At 42.1% G+C, this 22,875-nt stretch carries 11 protein-coding genes and 1 CRISPR repeat array (1 of these 12 only partly in view); all 11 genes read right to left on the reverse strand.

The window, feature by feature from the left end; translation table 11 throughout:
* Positions 1-6,720: a CRISPR direct-repeat array (repeat unit 32 nt; unit sequence ATTTCAATCCACGCATCCACGAAGGATGCGAC) (it extends 367 nt beyond the left edge of the window).
* A 167-nt stretch (positions 6,721-6,887) separates the two neighbouring features.
* The gene (gene cas2 / locus LQ216_RS17635; RefSeq protein WP_230130749.1) at positions 6,888-7,178 is read right to left on the reverse strand and encodes a CRISPR-associated endonuclease Cas2; all 291 of its coding nucleotides are present in this window, start codon (positions 7,176-7,178) and stop codon (positions 6,888-6,890) included.
* Between the two features lie 9 nt (positions 7,179-7,187).
* Entirely contained in the window at positions 7,188-8,219 is a 1,032-nt protein-coding gene (gene cas1c, locus LQ216_RS17640) for a type I-C CRISPR-associated endonuclease Cas1c (RefSeq protein ID WP_230130750.1), read from the reverse strand.
* Positions 8,216-8,875: a CRISPR-associated protein Cas4 gene (gene cas4, locus LQ216_RS17645; RefSeq protein ID WP_230130751.1), complete on the reverse strand. Its 660-nt coding sequence runs from the start codon at positions 8,873-8,875 to the stop codon at positions 8,216-8,218. Before cas4 ends, cas1c begins: the two co-directional genes overlap by 4 nt.
* Positions 8,865-9,722, reverse strand: coding sequence for a type I-C CRISPR-associated protein Cas7/Csd2 (gene cas7c / locus LQ216_RS17650; protein WP_230130752.1), 858 nt, complete (start codon positions 9,720-9,722; stop codon positions 8,865-8,867). The genes cas4 and cas7c overlap by 11 nt, the downstream gene beginning before the upstream one ends.
* Before the next feature lie 15 nt (positions 9,723-9,737).
* Entirely contained in the window at positions 9,738-11,636 is a 1,899-nt protein-coding gene (gene cas8c / locus LQ216_RS17655; RefSeq protein ID WP_230130753.1) for a type I-C CRISPR-associated protein Cas8c/Csd1, read from the reverse strand.
* The gene (gene cas5c / locus LQ216_RS17660) at positions 11,637-12,353 is read right to left on the reverse strand and encodes a type I-C CRISPR-associated protein Cas5c (RefSeq protein ID WP_230130754.1); all 717 of its coding nucleotides are present in this window, start codon (positions 12,351-12,353) and stop codon (positions 11,637-11,639) included.
* An 80-nt stretch (positions 12,354-12,433) separates the two neighbouring features.
* On the reverse strand, positions 12,434-14,869 hold the full coding sequence (gene cas3 / locus LQ216_RS17665; RefSeq protein ID WP_230130755.1) for a CRISPR-associated helicase Cas3': 2,436 nt from the start codon (positions 14,867-14,869) through the stop codon (positions 12,434-12,436).
* 307 nt (positions 14,870-15,176) lie between these two features.
* Positions 15,177-16,253, reverse strand: a complete 1,077-nt coding sequence (gene mnmH / locus LQ216_RS17670) for a tRNA 2-selenouridine(34) synthase MnmH (protein WP_230130756.1) — start codon at positions 16,251-16,253, stop codon at positions 15,177-15,179.
* Positions 16,254-16,519: 266 nt separating this feature from the next.
* Positions 16,520-17,242, reverse strand: a complete 723-nt coding sequence (locus LQ216_RS17675; RefSeq protein ID WP_230130757.1) for a polysaccharide deacetylase family protein — start codon at positions 17,240-17,242, stop codon at positions 16,520-16,522.
* Between the two features lie 273 nt (positions 17,243-17,515).
* Complete coding sequence (metH, locus tag LQ216_RS17680) at positions 17,516-20,965, reverse strand: methionine synthase (RefSeq protein WP_230130758.1); 3,450 nt, start codon at positions 20,963-20,965, stop codon at positions 17,516-17,518.
* Complete coding sequence (locus LQ216_RS17685; RefSeq protein ID WP_117306178.1) at positions 20,958-22,805, reverse strand: bifunctional homocysteine S-methyltransferase/methylenetetrahydrofolate reductase; 1,848 nt, start codon at positions 22,803-22,805, stop codon at positions 20,958-20,960. Before LQ216_RS17685 ends, metH begins: the two co-directional genes overlap by 8 nt.
* Positions 22,806-22,875: the final 70 nt, after the last annotated feature.

Raw genomic sequence — 22,875 nt, forward strand, 5'->3', positions numbered from 1 at the left:
TTAATCATTCAGTTTCCCGATATAGATATTTCAATCCACGCATCCACGAAGGATGCGACGCAATGGGTTAATCATGGCCGCCTGTGCCATTTTAATTTCAATCCACGCATCCACGAAGGATGCGACGGGTTATATTTCTATTACAATAAAGGGGGTATGGTAATTTCAATCCACGCATCCACGAAGGATGCGACCTCCATTTGCAATCTTGTATCGATCAATACTGTCCGATTTCAATCCACGCATCCACGAAGGATGCGACGTAAACAAATCAATCTTGTGGGCAATTCTTCATGATTTCAATCCACGCATCCACGAAGGATGCGACACGATTAGCCGAGGTATTAGCCCAAAACTGGGGATTTCAATCCACGCATCCACGAAGGATGCGACATTCTGCATTAATACGTTTGCAGGATTAAAGTCATTTCAATCCACGCATCCACGAAGGATGCGACCGGGAGTGGCAACCATCTTGAACCAGGAAAGATATATTTCAATCCACGCATCCACGAAGGATGCGACGGTCGATGACATTGGCTTAGTCAGTTCCCAAAATATTTCAATCCACGCATCCACGAAGGATGCGACACTCCGTTCGTGATCCGATCACAAAAATGGAAAAATTTCAATCCACGCATCCACGAAGGATGCGACATTATCGATATGCGTATTTGGAAATACCAAAAAAATTTCAATCCACGCATCCACGAAGGATGCGACATTGATTGCAACACGAGTCAAGTCTATTTAAATATTTCAATCCACGCATCCACGAAGGATGCGACATAGGTAATTTTAATATCTAGCGTGTAGTTCAAAATTTCAATCCACGCATCCACGAAGGATGCGACGTTGCTATCCCTATCCATGACGGGGATGGGGTATTTCAATCCACGCATCCACGAAGGATGCGACGGTTAGCTGCTTGAGCGAGAACATCCGCAACTCGGATTTCAATCCACGCATCCACGAAGGATGCGACAAGGATAGATATTCCCTCATTCACAACAAAAAAGATTTCAATCCACGCATCCACGAAGGATGCGACTGCATAGGTCGTCTTTTTAATTTCTATAAAAAGATTTCAATCCACGCATCCACGAAGGATGCGACTACAATAACGCAGCGGCCGCCATGAAGCGTACAATTTCAATCCACGCATCCACGAAGGATGCGACCGGGGGATTCCGTTATTACTGGTATTACAAAGGATTTCAATCCACGCATCCACGAAGGATGCGACGCCGGAATATAACATCACCACGGAACCGGCATATAATTTCAATCCACGCATCCACGAAGGATGCGACTTTATCGCCTTCATAAATTCTACTTCCTATCATTATTTCAATCCACGCATCCACGAAGGATGCGACCTCCGGCTCTTACGGCTCTTCCGAAAGAGCAGTATGATTTCAATCCACGCATCCACGAAGGATGCGACCAAGAAGGAATTTTCCATAAAAACATTAGATAAATTTCAATCCACGCATCCACGAAGGATGCGACTTATCATCGCAGACGATCGACTAGTATGGGTTAAATTTCAATCCACGCATCCACGAAGGATGCGACCTGCACCGATTGCCAATACCTTGGGTTACTCACTCATTTCAATCCACGCATCCACGAAGGATGCGACTATTATAAATAAACCTAATCATTATCACAAAAATATTTCAATCCACGCATCCACGAAGGATGCGACAAAAAGCCACCATATATGGATTTGGATGATTAGATTTCAATCCACGCATCCACGAAGGATGCGACGACTGCATCATCATCGGGGATAACACGTTATATGTATTTCAATCCACGCATCCACGAAGGATGCGACGGAACGATATGAACAGGCGGTGCAGGACTTCGGTATTTCAATCCACGCATCCACGAAGGATGCGACTTATATCCAAAAACAATAAAAGCCCGTGCTGAATTTCAATCCACGCATCCACGAAGGATGCGACCAGATCAACCTCCAAAGATTGTGGATGCCAACATATTTCAATCCACGCATCCACGAAGGATGCGACTTACTTTTCTCGATCGTATATAACTCACCATCAAATTTCAATCCACGCATCCACGAAGGATGCGACAATTACAGCAAATGATTAAAGATATTGAAGCAGGATTTCAATCCACGCATCCACGAAGGATGCGACAGGGGGATACAAGCTTTATAAGCACCTCTCGAAAATTTCAATCCACGCATCCACGAAGGATGCGACTTTTCACAGACTTCAAATCTGTAAGCAAATACGGATTTCAATCCACGCATCCACGAAGGATGCGACATCCACTGATGATATGGATTTTGTATTTATCAATATTTCAATCCACGCATCCACGAAGGATGCGACGGTATTGGCTGATAATTCTTGCGCTTTGCTATTATTTCAATCCACGCATCCACGAAGGATGCGACAAAAATACACCTACTGGGCAGGTGCTTCGGTTGTCGATTTCAATCCACGCATCCACGAAGGATGCGACAATAACGGCCGTAGCAAGCCGAAGTATGGAAACCATTTCAATCCACGCATCCACGAAGGATGCGACTCAGGAGCCATCAAATACAATTCCGAAAGCAAGATTTCAATCCACGCATCCACGAAGGATGCGACTATTATGCAATACACACATAAATTTGGTAAAGAGATTTCAATCCACGCATCCACGAAGGATGCGACGCGCGCAGCTGCGGATTCTAAGGAACTTATTGAGATTTCAATCCACGCATCCACGAAGGATGCGACTACTGGCCCATCCAGCTTCTGCAGCTTACGGGTTATTTCAATCCACGCATCCACGAAGGATGCGACGCGGATTTTGATGTAGAGGATATGACCGTTGTTTTAGATTTCAATCCACGCATCCACGAAGGATGCGACGATGGCGGATTTTGACGCGGTCCGGACAGCGATATTTCAATCCACGCATCCACGAAGGATGCGACGCCCGCCCAAACATGGTATTGGTCTGAATTGGTGATTTCAATCCACGCATCCACGAAGGATGCGACACGAAAGCCATCGCACTTTTGGGTGTGCCTGAAATTTCAATCCACGCATCCACGAAGGATGCGACTCGAGGCACTTGGTCTCTATCGGGATACGAAAGGTATTTCAATCCACGCATCCACGAAGGATGCGACTATGCGAGATATTGAAAGCGGATATGATGCAGATTTCAATCCACGCATCCACGAAGGATGCGACGGCAATCAATAGGTGATAAAATCGCTTCTGTGGTATTTCAATCCACGCATCCACGAAGGATGCGACTAAAACTCCAGCCGCTCCAACGCTTACACAAGCAGATTTCAATCCACGCATCCACGAAGGATGCGACCTAAGGCAGTACGCAAGGCCGAGCAAGTCCTCTCAATTTCAATCCACGCATCCACGAAGGATGCGACGAGATCTTCATGGACAATATCCGGAAAGGGATTGAATTTCAATCCACGCATCCACGAAGGATGCGACATGGAGGGGTTTACTGCAGGTTTAATTGCTGGAGATTTCAATCCACGCATCCACGAAGGATGCGACTACTGCTCGGCACGCTGGAGGTCAAAAAAGCGAAATTTCAATCCACGCATCCACGAAGGATGCGACTTCCTCAAAAACTGTTCATTGATCACATTAATCATTTCAATCCACGCATCCACGAAGGATGCGACAAGAATGTAGTGTCTTAGCAATAAGAGGTAGGACATTTCAATCCACGCATCCACGAAGGATGCGACCTTTCCCCCTAAAATAAAAAGCGACTCCTGAGTGATTTCAATCCACGCATCCACGAAGGATGCGACATTACTGACGACAATTGCTGTCATAGGTTTGGTATTTCAATCCACGCATCCACGAAGGATGCGACAATAAGTGATTTTTATATCCAGTGTATAGTTGAGCATTTCAATCCACGCATCCACGAAGGATGCGACACCGCATCGGATCCAATCGTTGCATTTACTGCCTATTTCAATCCACGCATCCACGAAGGATGCGACTCTTTCTTCCCAGCGTAGTCACTATACACGTGAAATTTCAATCCACGCATCCACGAAGGATGCGACGCCGGCCAGTAGAGTGACTTATCTTTGCAGTATTATTTCAATCCACGCATCCACGAAGGATGCGACATTTCACCTTGACCGCCTTGGTCGAGTGGTTTAATTTCAATCCACGCATCCACGAAGGATGCGACAGAAGGTGTTGACCTTACATGATCTAACTTTATATTTCAATCCACGCATCCACGAAGGATGCGACCATATCATTTTCCCCTTTTCTTTATCCCTTATCGATTTCAATCCACGCATCCACGAAGGATGCGACCCCTGCCTTGTATACCATCATCAGTTCTTACATGATTTCAATCCACGCATCCACGAAGGATGCGACTTCACTCTGATTGGATGGATTATTCATCTTTCTCATTTCAATCCACGCATCCACGAAGGATGCGACGATGCAATAGGAAGTAAATTATATACAGCCGCAAATTTCAATCCACGCATCCACGAAGGATGCGACTCGGTTGTGCTTGGAATACTTCATCAGCAGCAGGATTTCAATCCACGCATCCACGAAGGATGCGACACCAGCAAACAGTACATCTGTAGATAAATTAGCAGGATTTCAATCCACGCATCCACGAAGGATGCGACGAAAAGGTTCTCCACCTTATCGATGCCTATGATAATTTCAATCCACGCATCCACGAAGGATGCGACATCGCAAATCAGAGACAGCTTTACTATTATTCTTATTTCAATCCACGCATCCACGAAGGATGCGACGTGCCGACAAAGTTAATTCTTTGATAGGATTCAATTTCAATCCACGCATCCACGAAGGATGCGACCCGGAGTCGGTTACAAAGCTTCTGCGGCCATATAAATTTCAATCCACGCATCCACGAAGGATGCGACTCACATCCCGGGCATTTCACATAATCACCGACGTATTTCAATCCACGCATCCACGAAGGATGCGACAATAGCAGGAAAACGAGTCCTATTCCTAATAAAGATTTCAATCCACGCATCCACGAAGGATGCGACATTAGCCGGTGGAGCAACATTTGAACATACGATATTTCAATCCACGCATCCACGAAGGATGCGACTTCACTTCACATTGGTTTTCGTACTTTTCTTCAGAATTTCAATCCACGCATCCACGAAGGATGCGACGTAAATTTGATATTCTCTTATCCTTCGTTTCTTTATTTCAATCCACGCATCCACGAAGGATGCGACTATAAGAATCCGGTGAATGCTGTTCGATTTTTTATTTCAATCCACGCATCCACGAAGGATGCGACTTCATAAAAGCCTTGGTCAGTGGTGATTTTGAGGATTTCAATCCACGCATCCACGAAGGATGCGACTTTTCAGCTTCTTCTTTCACCGTTTTCCCATCGAATTTCAATCCACGCATCCACGAAGGATGCGACGTCATTATGGATTGGACTCCACACGAATACTTACTATTTCAATCCACGCATCCACGAAGGATGCGACCTTCCACGATTGGCGAGATTGCGAAATTTATTGTATTTCAATCCACGCATCCACGAAGGATGCGACCGGAACAAACGTAAAATTAACCGCAAATGGGCAGATTTCAATCCACGCATCCACGAAGGATGCGACGTCACGCCTTATTTTATTGACTTGTTACCGGGAGAATTTCAATCCACGAAGGATGCGACGACACCCATAAACCGAGCTGAGTCGGTTATGACAATTTCAATCCACGCATCCACGAAGGATGCGACAGAACATATACACTAATCCGGCTGTTGCATCAGTATTTCAATCCACGCATCCACGAAGGATGCGACCCCATACCTCGACCTTTACTGTTTCCTCATCCAATATTTCAATCCACGCATCCACGAAGGATGCGACGACACCCATAAACCGAGCTGAGTCGGTTATGACAATTTCAATCCACGCATCCACGAAGGATGCGACTAGTCAATGAGAGAGAAATCATCGAAGCAACAGATTTCAATCCACGCATCCACGAAGGATGCGACGTTTCTAGAGTGGACTAACAACATGATGAAAACATTTCAATCCACGCATCCACGAAGGATGCGACTGGCTATCAAGGTAATGTGGCGAATATCGAAAAAATTTCAATCCACGCATCCACGAAGGATGCGACAAGAGCATTTAGATGATAAAGGCCGCCGGATAGCATTTCAATCCACGCATCCACGAAGGATGCGACGATGAAATCTACTACACCGTCACGCTATGAGTCATTTCAATCCACGCATCCACGAAGGATGCGACGTGGAGCCATTGGTGGAGCATTTGAACATACGATATTTCAATCCACGCATCCACGAAGGATGCGACGTTAGAACTTGACCATATTAACGTAAAAGATAATATTTCAATCCACGCATCCACGAAGGATGCGACTTCACCTTGACCGCCCTGATCGAGTGGCTTAGAGCATTTCAATCCACGCATCCACGAAGGATGCGACAGGAACCGTTTGATAAATGCCCGGTTATCTGCATATTTCAATCCACGCATCCACGAAGGATGCGACTACGTATACAAACCATTGACCTCGCAAATGAACTATTTCAATCCACGCATCCACGAAGGATGCGACAGTGATGCAAAGCACAATCCCAAAAGGCTGCCAACATTTCAATCCACGCATCCACGAAGGATGCGACAGCGATTTTTGAACAAAATAATTTAATAGTACATAATTTTGATCAAAAATACGCTATTTTCTTTAATTAAATAAAGAAAGCAATATAAAAAATATAATTATTGGTAATTAAACACAAGAATTCAGGTGCGAATGTTTCAGGAAATCTATGTGCACTATACATTCGCACTAAATTATTAGAGGACCTTCTAAATCGACTGATTCTTTCACGCCAATATGTTCTACCTTTGTCTTATAATTATTACCTAGCTGATAGAATCTGAGGCTATCTAGATCTTCGTCAATAATATCAGAAAGTTCTATTTTTAAAGTGGCAAATTGAGTTGCATCTACAATGCATTCAAATACTGAATTCTGGACTCGCTGACCATAATTTTGACATACTTTCGAAACCTTCCGCAGTCTTTTTTGGCCTCCATTATTAACAGTACTTACATCATACGTAATTAACACTAACAAATGCTACACCTACTTCCATAAAAATGGTGGGTACTCATCTAAGTCATTACGTAAATAACGGGCCAATAATAAAGCTTGTGCATGTGGTACTAATCCCCAGGATATTTTTTCTCCTAGATATGGATGAGTTATCTTTTCTTGCTTTTTATTTTGCCAGGCCGCTAAAAATTTCTTTCTTGCGTCGTCCGTCATAATCACTGCTCCATTTTCCTTTTTTAGAAAATCATCCTTGTTCAGGACTTTTTTATTGATTAATGACAAGACAAACCTATCTGCATAGACACCTCGCAGCTCTTCCATAACATCTAAGGCTAAAGATACTCTTCCAGGCCGGTCTCGATGAAGAAAGCCGACATACGCATCCAGTCCAACTCCTTCTAGCGCAGATGCCATATCATTGGCTAATAACGTATAAGCAAATGATAACATAGCATTCACATTGTCTAACGGTGGTCTCCGAGAGCGCATATTAAAATAAAAATCCTCATTTTGCTGTAATATCATTTGATTAAACAATTTATTGTAACTAATCGCAGCCTGGCCCTCTAAACCTCGTAGTCTTTCTAAATCTTCACAGATCCTTACCTCAAGAATAATAGAAGATAAACGTTGCGATATTTCTTTAAATTGTGCGACATCTATTCGTAAAGGATAATCCCTTGTCATTCTTTCGATGATCCATTTATTATTGTAAATCTTTCCAATAATAAAATTACGCGCAATCTTTGCTGACTCAGCCTCATCATCTGATACACCATATTGTTTCTTTCTTAGAACTACGTTACCCTTACTTTTTCCGATTACTCGTGCAAGAAATCTTCCGTTCATTGTTAGAAAAACTAATGAAATATTTCTTTCTGCACAATACCCCATTAAAGCCGGACTTGCACCCGTATAACCAAAGGATACAACCGATTCTAAATTATGAAGAGGAAGCCTCCCCAATTTTTCCTGTTCCTTGAGAAGGACAATATTATCGCCGTCTAACGATAAATAAACGTCTGGCTGTGTAATAAATAACGTATTAAGAAGTTTTTTCATTCATTGATCTTCCCTTCAATATAACTGCTTACAGACCGCTTATTCATTAATTTAGGCAAGCAAATATTTTCAAGGGAACAGTTTTTGCAAAAGGATCCTGTTTTTACTTTAGGTGTATACTTGCGATTATGATATTCGTGCATTTCCGCGACAATTGACCTGACTTTATTCTTATGATCTACTGTTAGCGATACTTCAACTCTATGTTTTATTTCATTATAAAACATAAAACCTTTGCTTATTTCACAAAGCAGCATTTCCTCTAAACACATAGCTTGGGCTGTTAATTGTAATATATCTGAATCGTTCATTTTTGGCTTTCCGCGCTTATATTCGATAGGATAAGGTAAGTACTTTCCTTCAGCACCTTGTATTTCAACGCCGCGGTTATCTTGAATAAACTCTACTACATCACAAATACCTGTTATTTTAAGTTCATTTGACTTTACAGGCATCGCACGAACAATGAGTTTATCCCCACGTTTCTCTCTTACAAATGGCTTGTCAGCTTTTCGGTGGAGATGTTGACCTTCCACCGTCTTAACATTTTCTTCCCACTGCTGTTCAATGTGAATGAGAGCCCACTGGCGTCGACAAAATTGAAAATGCTGAATGCCCGATAGCATCAAATAACTGTCTTCGTCATTATAGTCCATTAATGACTTCAACCTTCAAACCATCTAATTCATTAACCGTAATAGTATAATCGTTAATTGTCTTTGGCTCTTCAATTTCCGGCTTAATATCGAGTAACCGATGGACTTTAGCAGATGAGTATTGCCCGAGCTTTGAATTGTGCTCCCACCAGCACACTTTATGAACTTCCATACTTCCATCAGGTCGGGCAGCTGATGTATCATTTTCAAACAGGGTGACAAGTGCATTTTTTATTTTTTCCGCATCCTGATTGGTGAAACCAGTTTTTTCTGCAAGTTGGGTGTTAATGCTTCCATAAAAAACGTAAACCCCAAAATCGACACGATGTTTCATTCCCATTGTATCTGAACCTCTCTCCTTCCCAGGTTCAGAGTTAACGCTTTTGGTAATTTGCATACTGGTAATATCGATTGGATTAACACTTGTTGCCGTATGAATAGATACAGGGCCTCTTACACCAACGGACACACCTTTACCATTGCCTTTAAAGGCAAAAACCTGGCCAAAGCTTCTCACATCCATCCATTCTTTACATGCAAGCATTGCAAATTGTTCACTTGAACTGTCTTTTGATTTCAATATTTTTTCCAGTTCTGGATTTCCGTCAGCTCTCTCCCTTAAACTATTAAATTGATCTGCCTTTCTATCATTGGATTGGACAAAAATAGATTCCTCCATATCCTGAAGCCGATTTCTAATTTTCCTTTTGATCGCTACATCAGAAATTTCTCCATGCCCATCATAATTTTGTCTCGGACGATTTCCATTCAGCGGATCCCCATTAGGATTGGCCTTCGTTACGGATAATACAACAGCAAAATCAATTTTATGATCTAATATTGTCATCTTCTTTCTCCTCCTTTAGTTGGTTGCTACCTCTTTCGCATCATTGGTTTCTTTTTTCTGATATAACTCATGCCGCTGACTGTAAAACCCTAATAAATATTTGCCGGATAACGGTTTATTATTAAAATCCTCAATATTCATTTTAGAGGCCACTTCATCTATTAACTTCGATAAATATAATCCTTTTGTTCCCAGCCTTGCTTGATATGGCTGAAGGCTTTCTTGAATCGTCTTCCATGTTCTTGCAGGATGCTTGGAAAATGAATTCATATAACGAATTGCATTGCTTGCACGTGTTTCCTCAGAGCCAAGTGCACGTCTTTCCAAGACATCTGCAATAGCCAACAACCGGCCAAACAAATAATCACGGTCATTATTCTCTATATCTAAAGCCACATTATATCCCTCCAGTTTATTGATTAATGCACATGTAATGCTGAGTGTTTTTTCCCATTCCCACTTTTCCATTGAAACAGGGTTAGAAGCCCGATTTAACGCACTCTTGACAATGTCTAGAGGGATTTTTTTTTCATCGATGATACATGGCAGCATACGCTCCATCAGTCCTTTGACGAGTTTCTCATTCGCTCTTGGCCCATATGCCGCAAATGCTATATCCTTTGTAGCCGGAGCTCCATAAAATTGAACAAATTCACTTTCTTCATTTTTTCGGTAGCGATGAACCCATGCACAAGTCGAATGCCAGCTTTTTAGCCTATTTAAATACAGTTCCTTATCCACATTGCGATAGTATAGAACTGCCAATCTTCCTGTTGTAGCTGAATCAAGTATAAGAATATTCACATTGGCCGTAGACGTTAAATTATTTTTATATCCTTCGATAGCCTTAGCAACTTCATTTGCAAAATCTTCATTTGTGTAAGATTTAATTTCTGTTTTATCCGTAGGCGTCAAGGCCGTTGCAAATATAGAATAACTATCTTCTACAGGATCTGGAATATCAGTAACGTCATTCCCCCAGACAAGGAAAACACGCTGATCAACAATTTTTCCCTGGCGGTTAATAAGCCATTTGAGTGCATTATGTGCTTTTTGTGAAACCTCGTAACTTATGTTTGCTACTTCGTTTGCCTTGTTAAATCTCCCTCTGAACGTAAAACCGCTTGTGTCATTTGCAGAAATCAATTTCGCCTTGTCCGCAGGATTCCTTATTTTGTTTGCATGCTTATCAGTAGCTGGCTTAAGTTCTCCTGTTACATAGCAAAAATCATCATCACTTAGAAAATCTTTGTAAAAGCGGATGAAGGATTCATACATATCAGGATCCTTCCAGACCTTGGTTAAAATTTCATTAGGAGAATACACATTAAACCTGATAAAAGCGCTTTCCTGGCTGCCGGTAATGGCCGAAAAGATCGGTGGCTTTTGCCCGAATAATGACTCATCCTTTTTATCCCAGGTATCAATTAACTGGCCATCAGCATCTACATGCAAAGTTCCTTCCTGTACTAGATCCTTTATCAACGTTTTTTTGCTTAAATAGTTATAAATACTTTTTACTTTCGCTGTGCTATAAGGCGATTCCGCCCATTCTTCTAGTTGTTTTATGTAATATGAAAAGGGCTCTTCTTTTTTTATCTTTCCGCCATAGGCCACAAAATCCCCAGCCACATAGCTCAGTTTATCGTGAAGCGGATAAGGTGCTATTTTTGATCCAGCCCGGTTTGCTGAATCTTCCGTACATGGAATTAACGTACTCGCATCACTCTTATCAATAATTGCTGCTGAGTGAAATTCACCATCTTCTGTTATTGAGACTTCGATGTGTGCATTTTGGGTGGTATGGGAAATTGGCAGCAAAGTATACTCTTGGCCGTTATTTTTCTTATTAATCTCGCCGACCCGATCCAAATTGGATTGATACGTCTCATAAAGATTTAACAACCAGCTCATTTATTCACCCCCCTCTTCCAATTGTCTGAATAGCTCATCTGCTGATTCCACGTTTGAACCATCAAAATATTTCGCTTCCATATCCATTATCTTGCGAATTTGCGTACACTGATCCGGCCTAATAAATCGGATAATTCCATCTTTTATAACCGGATTCCATAAACGAACTTCCATTTCGTTTCTGCCCGTTTCATCAGGATAATTAATCCCGTGAACCATAGTTCCTAAATGAATATCGCCATAATTGTCATAGAAACCTTTGCCTTCACCAAATTCACATGGTTCTACATAACCCTGGCATTCCCTTGTGCCTAAAAAAATATCTCTGCGGCCTCCAGCTTTAAGGGAGCGCTTAAGGATGTTATGATGCTTATTTTCATTTCGGTCAAAAGCCATATCCGGCCGATGTGGGTTAAAGATAAAATGAGCTTTGACCTGGTAACGGACATCCTTAAGATAAGTGTAATTTGCAAGTGTGTTCCCGCCTCCATAATCAATCGGGCGAATGCCTTTCGATTCCATTTTGATAGAATTCAGAACCCTTAACTCATCCACTATCATTAGTAGAGTTGGCTTCCAGTAAATCGATTCAACAATTCCCTTCAAAGCCTGGTAAGTGGGCACATTATAAGTTAATTTTTCTCCGCCCATCTTCATCAAAGGATCCGTAAATAGCGCGTAATCTCCAAATATTTCAAATTCAATAGAATTTCTCAATTCCATTCACCTCCTTTTTTGTTTTTTCAAACTATAACTTTTTCTTGTTAAATATATTTATCTTAAATGAGATAGGTATTTTAAAATATTGTTGATGTAAAACCGCTCTCATTATTAAGATCTAAACCATATTCGTTATTATAAGCTCCTTCTTTCAGAGCTATAATTTTTCCGTCCATATAGTAAACAAGCCCATCATTTTTAGACAATTGTTCTTTTTCATAGTTAAATAGATTAATCGTATATTGTTGGGCTTTCCGTAATAAACGGGAGAGATCCTCAATCGATCTATTGCTATTTAATTCAGCTATAATATCTTCACCTTCTCCATATGGAACAATCGCAGAATTTGCTAGGCTATCAATGACATGGAAATGCTCCGCTGCTGTTTGATAGCTATTAGCGATAAGTAATGGAAGATGCGTTTTATTATTATTTTGAAAATAAGCCTGGTAATAACTATACTTTGACTTAGGCGCGGCCAATAGCTCTGTCATTTCCTTCTTTAACTTAGGGATAAAGTAATTTAAGTCAGATTCAAATTCGGCATAGTACTCTTGAAAGTATCTTTCCATAGCTTGTCTTGACAGAATATGGCCTCCATGATTCTGATCATCTTGCTTCATATCAATGAGGATTCTATTCGAAACTTGTTTGCCAACTTTGATTTCTTTTAAACGGGTTAAGTTTTCTTCCTCATGATCAATAACATAAACATTTTGGATTCCCATTTCCCCATGCCGATTGCAGCGGCCTGCCGCTTGAGCAATAGAGTCTAGTCCTGCAAGTGAGCGAATGACACATTCAAAGCTGACATCTACTCCTGCTTCAATGAGCTGGGTGCTCACACAAATGATTTTATTGCCCTCTTTAAGCTGCCATCTTACTTCATTTAAAATTCCATTTCTATGTGCAGCACACATCGATGTGCTTAAATGATAAACCGGGATATAAGTGCCCTTGTTTTTTAATCGCTCATATAAATCTTTTACAACTGATTTTGTATTCAAAATTACTAATATACTCTGCACTTCTTCTATTTTGGCATCAATCAATTCAGTCAGCTTTTCATTATCGAACGATTGATCCGTTGCAAGATCGACAATTTCAACACGCTTGAATGCATGAATTACTTGATCAAGGTTTTCAATTATTTCTGCATCCGTATCGATTGCCAGCTTATGTTCGACAAAGTCCAATGCAGGCTGTGTTGCTGTACAAAGTACAATGCTTGTTTGCCCATTCTCCTTTAAAAAGTTCAAAGCATCATTAAATAATGATACGCAAGAAACCGGAACCTTCTGCACCTCGTCAAAGACAATAACCGACTCACTTAAATTATGAAGCCTTCTGATATTCCTGCTTCCCTTAGCGTAGAAAACATTCAAAAATTGGACCATTGTTGTGAAAATAATTGGGGAGTCCCAATTATCCTTTGCCAGCTTTAATTTTTGCTGCACACTCATCCTGCCATCTTGATTCTCATCATCATCATTTGCATCTTCTATTACATTGGAATGATGCTCTAAAATATTCTCCTCCTCATCCTTTAATATTTTCCTCACTTCTGCCGCATTCTGCTCGATAATCGTGGTATAGGGAACAACGTAAATAATATGTTTTTTGTTATAGAGGTTGGCGTGCTTTAGCGCATATCTTAAACTCGCTAATGTTTTTCCTCCCCCGGTTGGGATGGACAATGTATAGATTCCTGATTGCTTTTCGGCAAAACGATCGCATTGATCTGACATTTCTCTTCTTAAAAGATTAATAGGCGAATTTGCGTCAGGATGTTTTTGAAAGGATCCGATTTTTGTTAACAGTCTTTCATAGTAAGCAATAAACAGCCCTTTATGGTTAACTACAGAATCGCTAGTCTTATTTTCCTCAAAAAGCCGAGTATTTGTGCGATCGGCATCAATTAGAGCGCTAAAAATAAATTTAGTGAGAAACATAACTTTTTTCTCATTGGTTTCCGAAGCGTCTTTCAATAAAAAATTCTCCAATTCAACTGCAGCCCGATCAACATATTCAAAAAAATCATTCTCATTTACAACATGTTTAAAAAAGTGTTCCTTAGTCTTTTCAAATTCGGCTAACTCTTTATCGCGAACCCTTTTTAAATAATTTGATTCTAAATTTGGATTTAAAAAATCTTGGAGATACGCATGATGAGAAATAATAGCATTTCCTACGATTTCGGCTACTATCCCTTTGTACAGGGTAATTTCCCTCCCCGTATGGAAAAGTTCATATAAAAGTTTTCCGCCTGCCGTTGAATGATCAACACTTCCTCTTTTAGGTGGAGAATCAGGATTACTTACTGCTTCTAATATGTATTCTCTAAACTCATTGGTATATTTGCCTAGATCATGGAGCATACCAGCTAAGCCAGTTAAATGTTTGACACCAAGCTTTTCCCCATATGATTCTGCTAATTGTTTTACTTCTAATAGATGCTCTTCAACAGTTTGTATCTGACTGTCACTACCACGGATGTGAGCAATATAATTCATGTAATCCCTCCTTGTCTATACAAAAAAGAGCAGAAGTCACACATTAAGGTGTTCATCTTCTGCTTTTCTTGTAGTATGTAAATGTAAAACACTAATATAGTAATCTTTTAAATTTCGTCTGGTAATGTACCCTAAAGTTTTAAAACAACCCTATGGTACCATTTTGAAATTTTTAGCTAAAAATGTCAATAAATATTAGTGTCATTCAGAAAAATGTTAGAATGTAAACCATTTAGTTAAAGCCCATATTCGGCAGGTGCCCCCCATAAAAAGGACCTGACACAAAATGTACAGATCCCCTAATGTTTTATTTGATTAATGACGATAAAGGTCTATCAAATCCGGCTTTCTCGATGATTTTGGTTATCTCTTCAGCCGCATCTGTGATCGAATCGCCCTTGACATAAAAAAATTTCCCATCATAAGAATTTTCTTTATGTGAATAGAGCGGGTCGTAATAGTCAACAAAGAGAATATAAATCAGCTTTCTGTAATCTTCCGTTTCAACGGCGTGATACAGGTCTTTCAGTTTCTCCTTATCTTTAATCCGTCTCTCAATTTTGCGCAGGTTTTCGAGCACATTAGCTTTAAACCCTGGATCTTCTTTATTGAGTTCGACATATTCCTCATACGTCCGTTGAATCCGGTTTTCCATTGATGTATCGACACTAATATGAATTCCTTCTTCTTTTGATTTGAGAAGGAAATCAGGCTGTGTAGCATGCCCAATCCGTTTACTCTCGGCCTCCATAATAAAATAATTCGACGGCTGGATAGATGATAGTCCGTCAAAGAGCAGGGCATCAAATTTTTTCTGGTTATGGGCACTGCCCTCTCCAAATGAGCCAAAAACGGAGCCACGATGTTTCGCGATTCCTTCCAAATCAAGAACAGGGTACCTTCTTAATTTCAGCTCATGGAGAATGGATGTCTTGCCTACTCCTGTCATGCCGTGAAGGACAATTGCTTTACCCGGCAAGAGCTCAGGCGTTTTTTCAAGAATCCTTTCACGATATGCCCGGTAGCCGCCGACAATTCTTGATACCTCAATTCCCGATAGAGTGGCAAAAGCAGCAACTGACTGGCTTCTGCTCCCGCCGCGCCAGCAAAACAAAACCGGTTCGTTTCCGTTCTCTTTTATCGCTTTTATTTCACCGAGAAGTTGCGGAAGCTTTGGAGAAACAATTTGCATCGCCTTCCATTTTGCCGCTTCCGATCCTTCCTGTTTATAAATCGTCCCTATCTCCGCTCTTTCCTCATTTGTGAACAGCGGTAGGTTGACGGCATGGGGAATCGAACCTTCCGCAAATTCAACGGGAGAGCGAACATCGATGGCGACGGAATCTGACTGCTGGATAAATTCGTCAATGGATAGTTCTTTCACGGATATTGCCTCCTTCTTCATATCTTCATTATAGTCAAATAACGCAACTGTTCAACCAAGAAGGAGTCTTCTTATCTGTTATAAAGTATGGTTCATTAATAGTATTTTTGGTTCATTCGTGTGAAACCAGGGTTTCACACGCCTTTCAACTCTGCTGAAAGGTAGCTTCCCATCCATGAAACCGAAAGAGAAAGCGAGCTTTCTCCAATCGTTTCATGGATGGGAAGCAAATGACCCAAAAATCAACAGAAAATTTAACACAGCCATCATTTAAATTGTACTTGCTGTGAATCATCATGGATTATATCAAAAATATATCCTTGTTCTTTCAAGCCTTCAATGATTTCAGGAAGCGCGCGGACGGTATTTTTCATCTCGGTAATGTCATGGAGCAGGATGACCGCCTGCTTTTGGTTTCTTGTCCCCTTTAAGACCGAATTGATGATGGTTTGCTCGCTTATGGAAGAGCTGAATCCATCCTTCGAATCGACATTCCAATCACAATACACATACCCTTTTTTAGAAAGCTCCTGAATCACTTCATTGACGACATGTTTTGTTGCAGCCTGGCGCGTCGTGATATTCCTTGAACCACCGGGAAACCGGACTAGCCGAGATGAAATGCCGAAGTTTCCTTTTAAAAAGGCTTCAAGCTGGTTCAGATCCTCGAAAAAACCATCTTTTGAACGGTAAATAACCGAATAATCATGGGAAGAAGAGTGGAGCGCAATAACATGGCCCCGTTTATTAATCTCCCGGTATCCCTTCATGGCGTATGGTTTTTCGTTTTCTTTAACAAAAAAAGTGGCCTTCACATGGTAACGATCAAGTACATCAAGAATGTTCTTTGTATTCAATGAAGGCCCATCATCAAATGTTAAATAAGCAACCTTTTGTTCGTCATTTTGTTTAAACGGCGATAATTCAGCAGGAATAGGACGTACACCTGTCTGGCTTGACGCTTGAACTGCTTCAGTTTTACCGGCCATAGGTGCCTCAGCTGAATCAAAAATCAGGACAAAGAAAAGTAAAAAACTAAACAGAACCCTCATAATATAACATACCTTTCGTTTTTACTGTTTAAGGTTGGCATTTGGGCTATGTTTCATACAGGTTCGGTATGAACAAACAAAAAACAACATCCAAGAATGGTGTTTGGATTGATCATTAATTTTTCTAAGACATCCACTCTGTACAAAAATAAAAGGACCGACCCAAAGTGCGTAAAATTCAGCTTTGGATCGGCCCCGTACAGATGTATTTTATCTATTCACATTAAAATATCTTGCTTCAGGGTGCGCTAGTACAATCGCCGAAACAGAAGCCTCAGGCTCCATCATGAATCCTTCCGTCAAATTCACGCCGATCTCCTCGGGCTTCAAGAGACGGAATAGCTTTGCCTGGTCTTCTAGATCCGGACAAGCCGGATACCCGAAAGAATATCTTTGTCCCATATACTTGGCTGCAAATCGATCCTTCATCGTCATATCGACTGAATCGCCAATCCCCCAGGAATCCCTCATCAACTGGTGCATCCGTTCAGCGAATCCCTCGGCGGTTTCCAGAGCCAATGCAGAAATCGCATGGCTTTTTAAGAAATCACCGTCATGCTTCCATTGTTCCGCTAACGCACGGATTCCATTCCCTGCCGTAACGACAAACATTCCGACATAATCCATTTCGCCTGATAAAATCGGCTTAATATAGTCAGCGAGACAAAGGTACGGACTTGTTTCCTGGCGAGGAAAATCAAAGGTTTCGAGTACCTCAGTGTGATTTTCCGGATGATATATCCATACTTTGTTCCCTTCACTCTGAGCCGGGAAAAACTGATAGACGCCGTTTAAAGAATAATCCTTATTGCCTCTCAGAAACGAAGCGAGTTCTTCGGTTAAATCATTCAGCAAAATGGCCCTTTCGTCTCCTTGCTTCAATAACTGGTCAACCTTGCCTTTCAAGCCAAGGTGATGCCCGATCAGCATTTGTTTGTTGATATAAGGATGTACGACTTCAAAGGGGTAGTCTTTTAAAATATGCCGTTTTAAGTCTGACGGTTTTTTCACCGGAACATTCGTTAAAACAGGAGCTACAGATTTTTTCACTTCAGGTTTGACGATGAGAGCCGCTGCCTCCGCATTGGAAGCTGCGATTTTACGTTTAGCATCCAGTGCTTGTAAATGGGCTGTCTTCTTTTCTTCATCATGCAGGATGTTTGCCGTCGCCAGCCCGTCCATTGCATCTTTTGCATATAACACTGGCCCTTCATATTCAGGAGCGATCTTAAAGTCCGTGAACTTACGGGATAACGCAGCACCGCCAACCAAAATTGGCGTATCAATCCCGGTCTGTTTTAAATCCTGTGCGGTCAGCACCATTTGTTGCGCTGATTTTACCAGTAACCCCGATAGCCCCACTACAGTAGGCTTGTGAGTCCGAACTGCTTCGATGATTTGCTGAGACGTAATTTTAATCCCCAAATCGATGACTTCATACCCATTATTGGACAGGATGATATCAACGAGATTTTTCCCGATATCATGGACATCGCCCTTAACCGTTGCCAGCAGTACCTTCCCTTTACTGGCACTGTCCGCTTCGTTTTCCATCAATGGCTCAAGGTAGGAAACCGAAGCTTTCATCGCTTCTGCACTTTGGAGGACCTCTGCGACAATAAGCTGATTATCATTGAATAATCTGCCAACCTCTGCCATTCCATCCATAAGCGGGCCGTTGATGATAGCAAGAGGATTATCTCCTCTTTCCAAGGCTATATTAAGATCATCAATTAGTCCCTCTTTTGTACCTTCAATGATATAATTGGCCAGCCTCTCCTCTAATGGAAGCAGAGCGATATTTTCCTTTTTTTCTACTTTTTTACCGCGATAGAATTCAGTGAACGTCTGCAGCGTTTCCTTTGATGTTTCAAAAAGAAGCGCCTCAGCTAGCTTGATTTCTTCTTCAGGAATCGAAGCGAACCGCTCCAGCTTTTCCGTATTCACAATCGCATAATCGAGTCCTGCTTTCGTGCAATGATATAAAAACACAGCGTTTAATATTTCTCTGCCGCGTGCTGGTAGCCCGAATGAAACGTTTGAAATTCCGAGTATCGTCAAACAGTCCGGAAACGTTTCTTTAATCGCCTGAATCCCTTTCACCGTTTCCAGAGCTGCACCAATGTACTGCTCGTCCCCCGTTCCAACCGGAAAAACGAGCGGATCAAAAATGAGATCTGTGGCATTAAGTCCATACTTATTCACGAGCAGGTCCACAGAGCGCGCTGCAATTTCGAGCTTGCGCTCAGCGTCGACCGCCATGCCTGTCTCATCAATCGTACCGACAACAACAGCAGCCCCATATTGATGGATGAGCGGTACGATTTTTTCAAACCGTTCCTCTCCATCCTCTAAATTGATTGAATTGATGATTGCTTTTCCCTGCGAATTCTTTAAAGCGATCTCGAGCACAGCTTCATCAGTCGAATCGATAACAAGTGGCACCTTTACCTTTTTCACAACCTCTTGGACGAACTCTTTCATATTGCCAAGCTCATCATCATCAGGGTCAGCCAGACAAATATCGATGACATGCGCGCCTTTTTTTACCTGTGCCCTTGCAATCTCGGCTGCAGGTTCAAATTGCTTGTCGCGGATTAGCTCCTTGAATTTTTTAGAGCCAATTACATTCGTGCGTTCACCGACGAAAAGCGGACGCATCGAGTCATCGTATAAAAGCGGCTCAATTCCCGAAACGGCATGCTGATGTGGCTCTCGGGAAAGTTGACGAGGATTTATATCTTGTAATACCTTAGTTAATTCCTCGATATGCGCAGGTGTCGTTCCGCAGCAGCCTCCAACAATATTAACCCAGCCTTTTTCCGCAAATTGAAGCATTTTTCCGGCCAGTGACACGGGTGATTCATGATAATGTCCTTCCTCATCAGGAAGTCCGGCATTCGGATAGCAGCTGACACCCGAAATGGAGAGCTCTGACAAGCTCCGGATATGATCAGTCATAAACTCGGGCCCTGTCGCACAATTCAGGCCGACCGCAATCGGGTTCATATGTTCGCATGATAAGTAGAACGCTTCGATCGACTGTCCCGCAAGCGTTGTCCCCATTGGTTCAATCGTTCCTGAAATAATGATCGGAAGTTCAGTCCCGGTTAAAGAGAAAGCCTGCTTTATTCCGGTAAAAGCCGCCTTAACATTGAGCATATCCTGGCTTGTTTCAATAAGAAGCAGGTCGCTCCCGCCATCGATCAAGCCTCGAGCCTGTTCTTCATATGAGGCTGATAACGCGTCAAATGTCGTTCCTCCGGTTACGGATAACGTCTTGGTTGTTGGTCCCATAGACCCTGCGACATATCTAGGCCAGCTGTCAGTCGAGTATATATCACAGGCGGCTTTTGCCAGCTCTGCCGATTTTTTGTTCAGTTCATACGCAAGTGAGCTAAGATCATATTCATCCAGCACAATGCTCGTCGCACCGAATGTATTTGTTTCAATGATATCCGCTCCAGCCTTCAAGTAAGCTTCATGAATCGACTGAATGACTTGTGGTGCGGTTATCGATAAATATTCATTGCAGCCCTCGTACTCTTCCCCGCCGAAATCTTCAGGCGTTAAATCGGCATCCTGTATCATCGTACCCATCGCTCCATCAAGCAGGAGGATCTTCTCTTTCATTTGTTCCTGTATCTGTCGTTTATTCATGTATGGTCACCTCAACGAATCGTTCACTGTCAACTTTTCTAATATAGCGCGAAAGCTCCGCGGTCATTTCATAACGTAAAAAAGGCGTGATTAGATAGATTCCTTTAAACCTATCAAGCGCCGCATCAACTAGCTCCCTAGCGATAGCCACTCCTTCAGCCCTAGCACGGGCAGGATCGCTTCCGGCCGTGGCCATTGCGTTTCTTACATCGTCCGGAAGCTTGATGCCGGGTACCTCATTATGAATGAATTCGGCATTGCGGGAGCTCGTAAGCGGCATGATCCCGATAAAAACCGGTGTCTCCAGATGCTTTGTTGCCGCGTGGACTTCCTCGATCTGGCTGATGGAATAAACAGGCTGGGTCAAAAATGACTGGGCGCCACAGGCAATTTTCTTTTCCATCCGCTCCACTGCTTTGTGAAGATAACGAACATTCGGATTGAAGGCTGCGGCGATTTTAAAATTCGAGCGCTGTCCGAGACTTTGACCTGAAAAGGACAAACCTTCATTAAACTGCTTCACAAGGCTGATCAAATCAAACGATGAAAGATCATAAACGGAAGTAGCTCCCGGAAAATCACCGATTTTTGAAGGGTCTCCCGTTACAACTAAGATTTCATTTAATCCGAGCGTTTGCAAGCCCATTAAATGGGACTGTAGTCCGATTAAATTACGATCCCTACAGGTAATGTGAATAAGCGGGTCAGTACCGATCTGATTTTTCAGCATCGTCCCGATTGCAACATTGCTGATTCTTGGCGTTGCCAGTGAATTGTCCGCCAATGTGATGGAATCGACCCCGGCTTTATGCAAGGCTTTCGCGCCTGCCATAAAAGCTTCAACGCCTAATTTCTTAGGAGGATCCAGTTCGACGAGAATGGTCCGTTCTTTTCTGGCTTTTTCATAGAGGGCCGTCGTTTTCTCGTGATGGTCATTTGCAATGATCTCAATCCGACGAGCTTTAATCTCTTTTTCTGTAATGGGTTTCAAGTTCCCAATCGCCTGCTTTACCGATTCAATATGCTTAGGAGTCGTTCCACAACAGCCCCCGATGATACGGGCACCTTGTTCGCGAAGCTTTAAGGCGCTTGACCCGAAGTAGTCCGGAACGGCTTCGTACACCAACCGTCCATCCACATAGTCCGGAAGGCTCGCATTAGGATAGACGGAAATATACGCCTGCTTTGGAAGCTGCACTTCTTCAAGAGACCGAATCATATGGTGTGGTCCTAAACGGCAGTTGATGCCAACTACATCAGCACCTAATTGTTCGAGTCTTTGAAACGCTTCATTCAGATGGATCCCATTTTGCAAATAACCGATTTCATGCATTGATACATTTGCAATGATTGGTAAATCTGTTTCATTGCGGGCAATTTGCAGAACGGTTTCCAGTTCTTCTAAGTCATAGTATGTTTCGAAAAGCAGGCCATCCGGACTTTCCACGAGCTGGCTGTATAACTGCTCGCGAAATCCCCGTTTGATTTCCTCCAAACTTAAGTCAGATTTACGGATGCTTCTTGACGCACCGATGGTTCCAAAAACAAAAGCTTTATCCTTAGCAGCCTTTCTTGCCAGGGAAATGCCTTTCCTGTTTATATTGCTTACCTCATCCTCAAGGCCGTAGCGTTTGAGTTTATAATAATTGGCACCGTAAGTGTTGGATTGCAGGATATCCGCTCCCGCATCCAAATAGGCAGCATGGATTGTTTCGATCCGGCCAGGATCACTGATGTTCAATTCTTCATAGCAGTGGCCGATTCCGTTTGAATATAAAAGGGTACCCATCGCCCCATCACCTATTAGTATTCTACTCTTCAACTCTTCACGAAAATTCATTATGCGCCCCTCTCTCAAACAGTTTGTGTCTATCGAATCTGTGAGGGAAAACAAAAAGCCTTCTGTAAGA

It is taken from the genome of Bacillus sp. CECT 9360, assembly GCF_918741275.1.
Lineage (GTDB): Bacteria > Bacillota > Bacilli > Bacillales > DSM-1321 > Peribacillus.

Bases quoted from the DNA above. Each gene is read 5' to 3' on its own strand.
- cas1c (WP_230130750.1), bottom strand. From the start codon at position 8,219: ATGAAAAAACTTCTTAATACGTTATTTATTACACAGCCAGACGTTTAT.
- cas4 (WP_230130751.1), bottom strand. From the start codon at position 8,875: ATGGACTATAATGACGAAGACAGTTATTTGATGCTATCGGGCATTCAG.
- cas7c (WP_230130752.1), bottom strand. From the start codon at position 9,722: ATGACAATATTAGATCATAAAATTGATTTTGCTGTTGTATTATCCGTA.
- cas8c (WP_230130753.1), bottom strand. From the start codon at position 11,636: ATGAGCTGGTTGTTAAATCTTTATGAGACGTATCAATCCAATTTGGAT.
- cas3 (WP_230130755.1), bottom strand. From the start codon at position 14,869: ATGAATTATATTGCTCACATCCGTGGTAGTGACAGTCAGATACAAACT.
- LQ216_RS17675 (WP_230130757.1), bottom strand. From the start codon at position 17,242: ATGGCCGGTAAAACTGAAGCAGTTCAAGCGTCAAGCCAGACAGGTGTA.
- metH (WP_230130758.1), bottom strand. From the start codon at position 20,965: ATGAATAAACGACAGATACAGGAACAAATGAAAGAGAAGATCCTCCTG.
- LQ216_RS17685 (WP_117306178.1), bottom strand. From the start codon at position 22,805: ATGAATTTTCGTGAAGAGTTGAAGAGTAGAATACTAATAGGTGATGGG.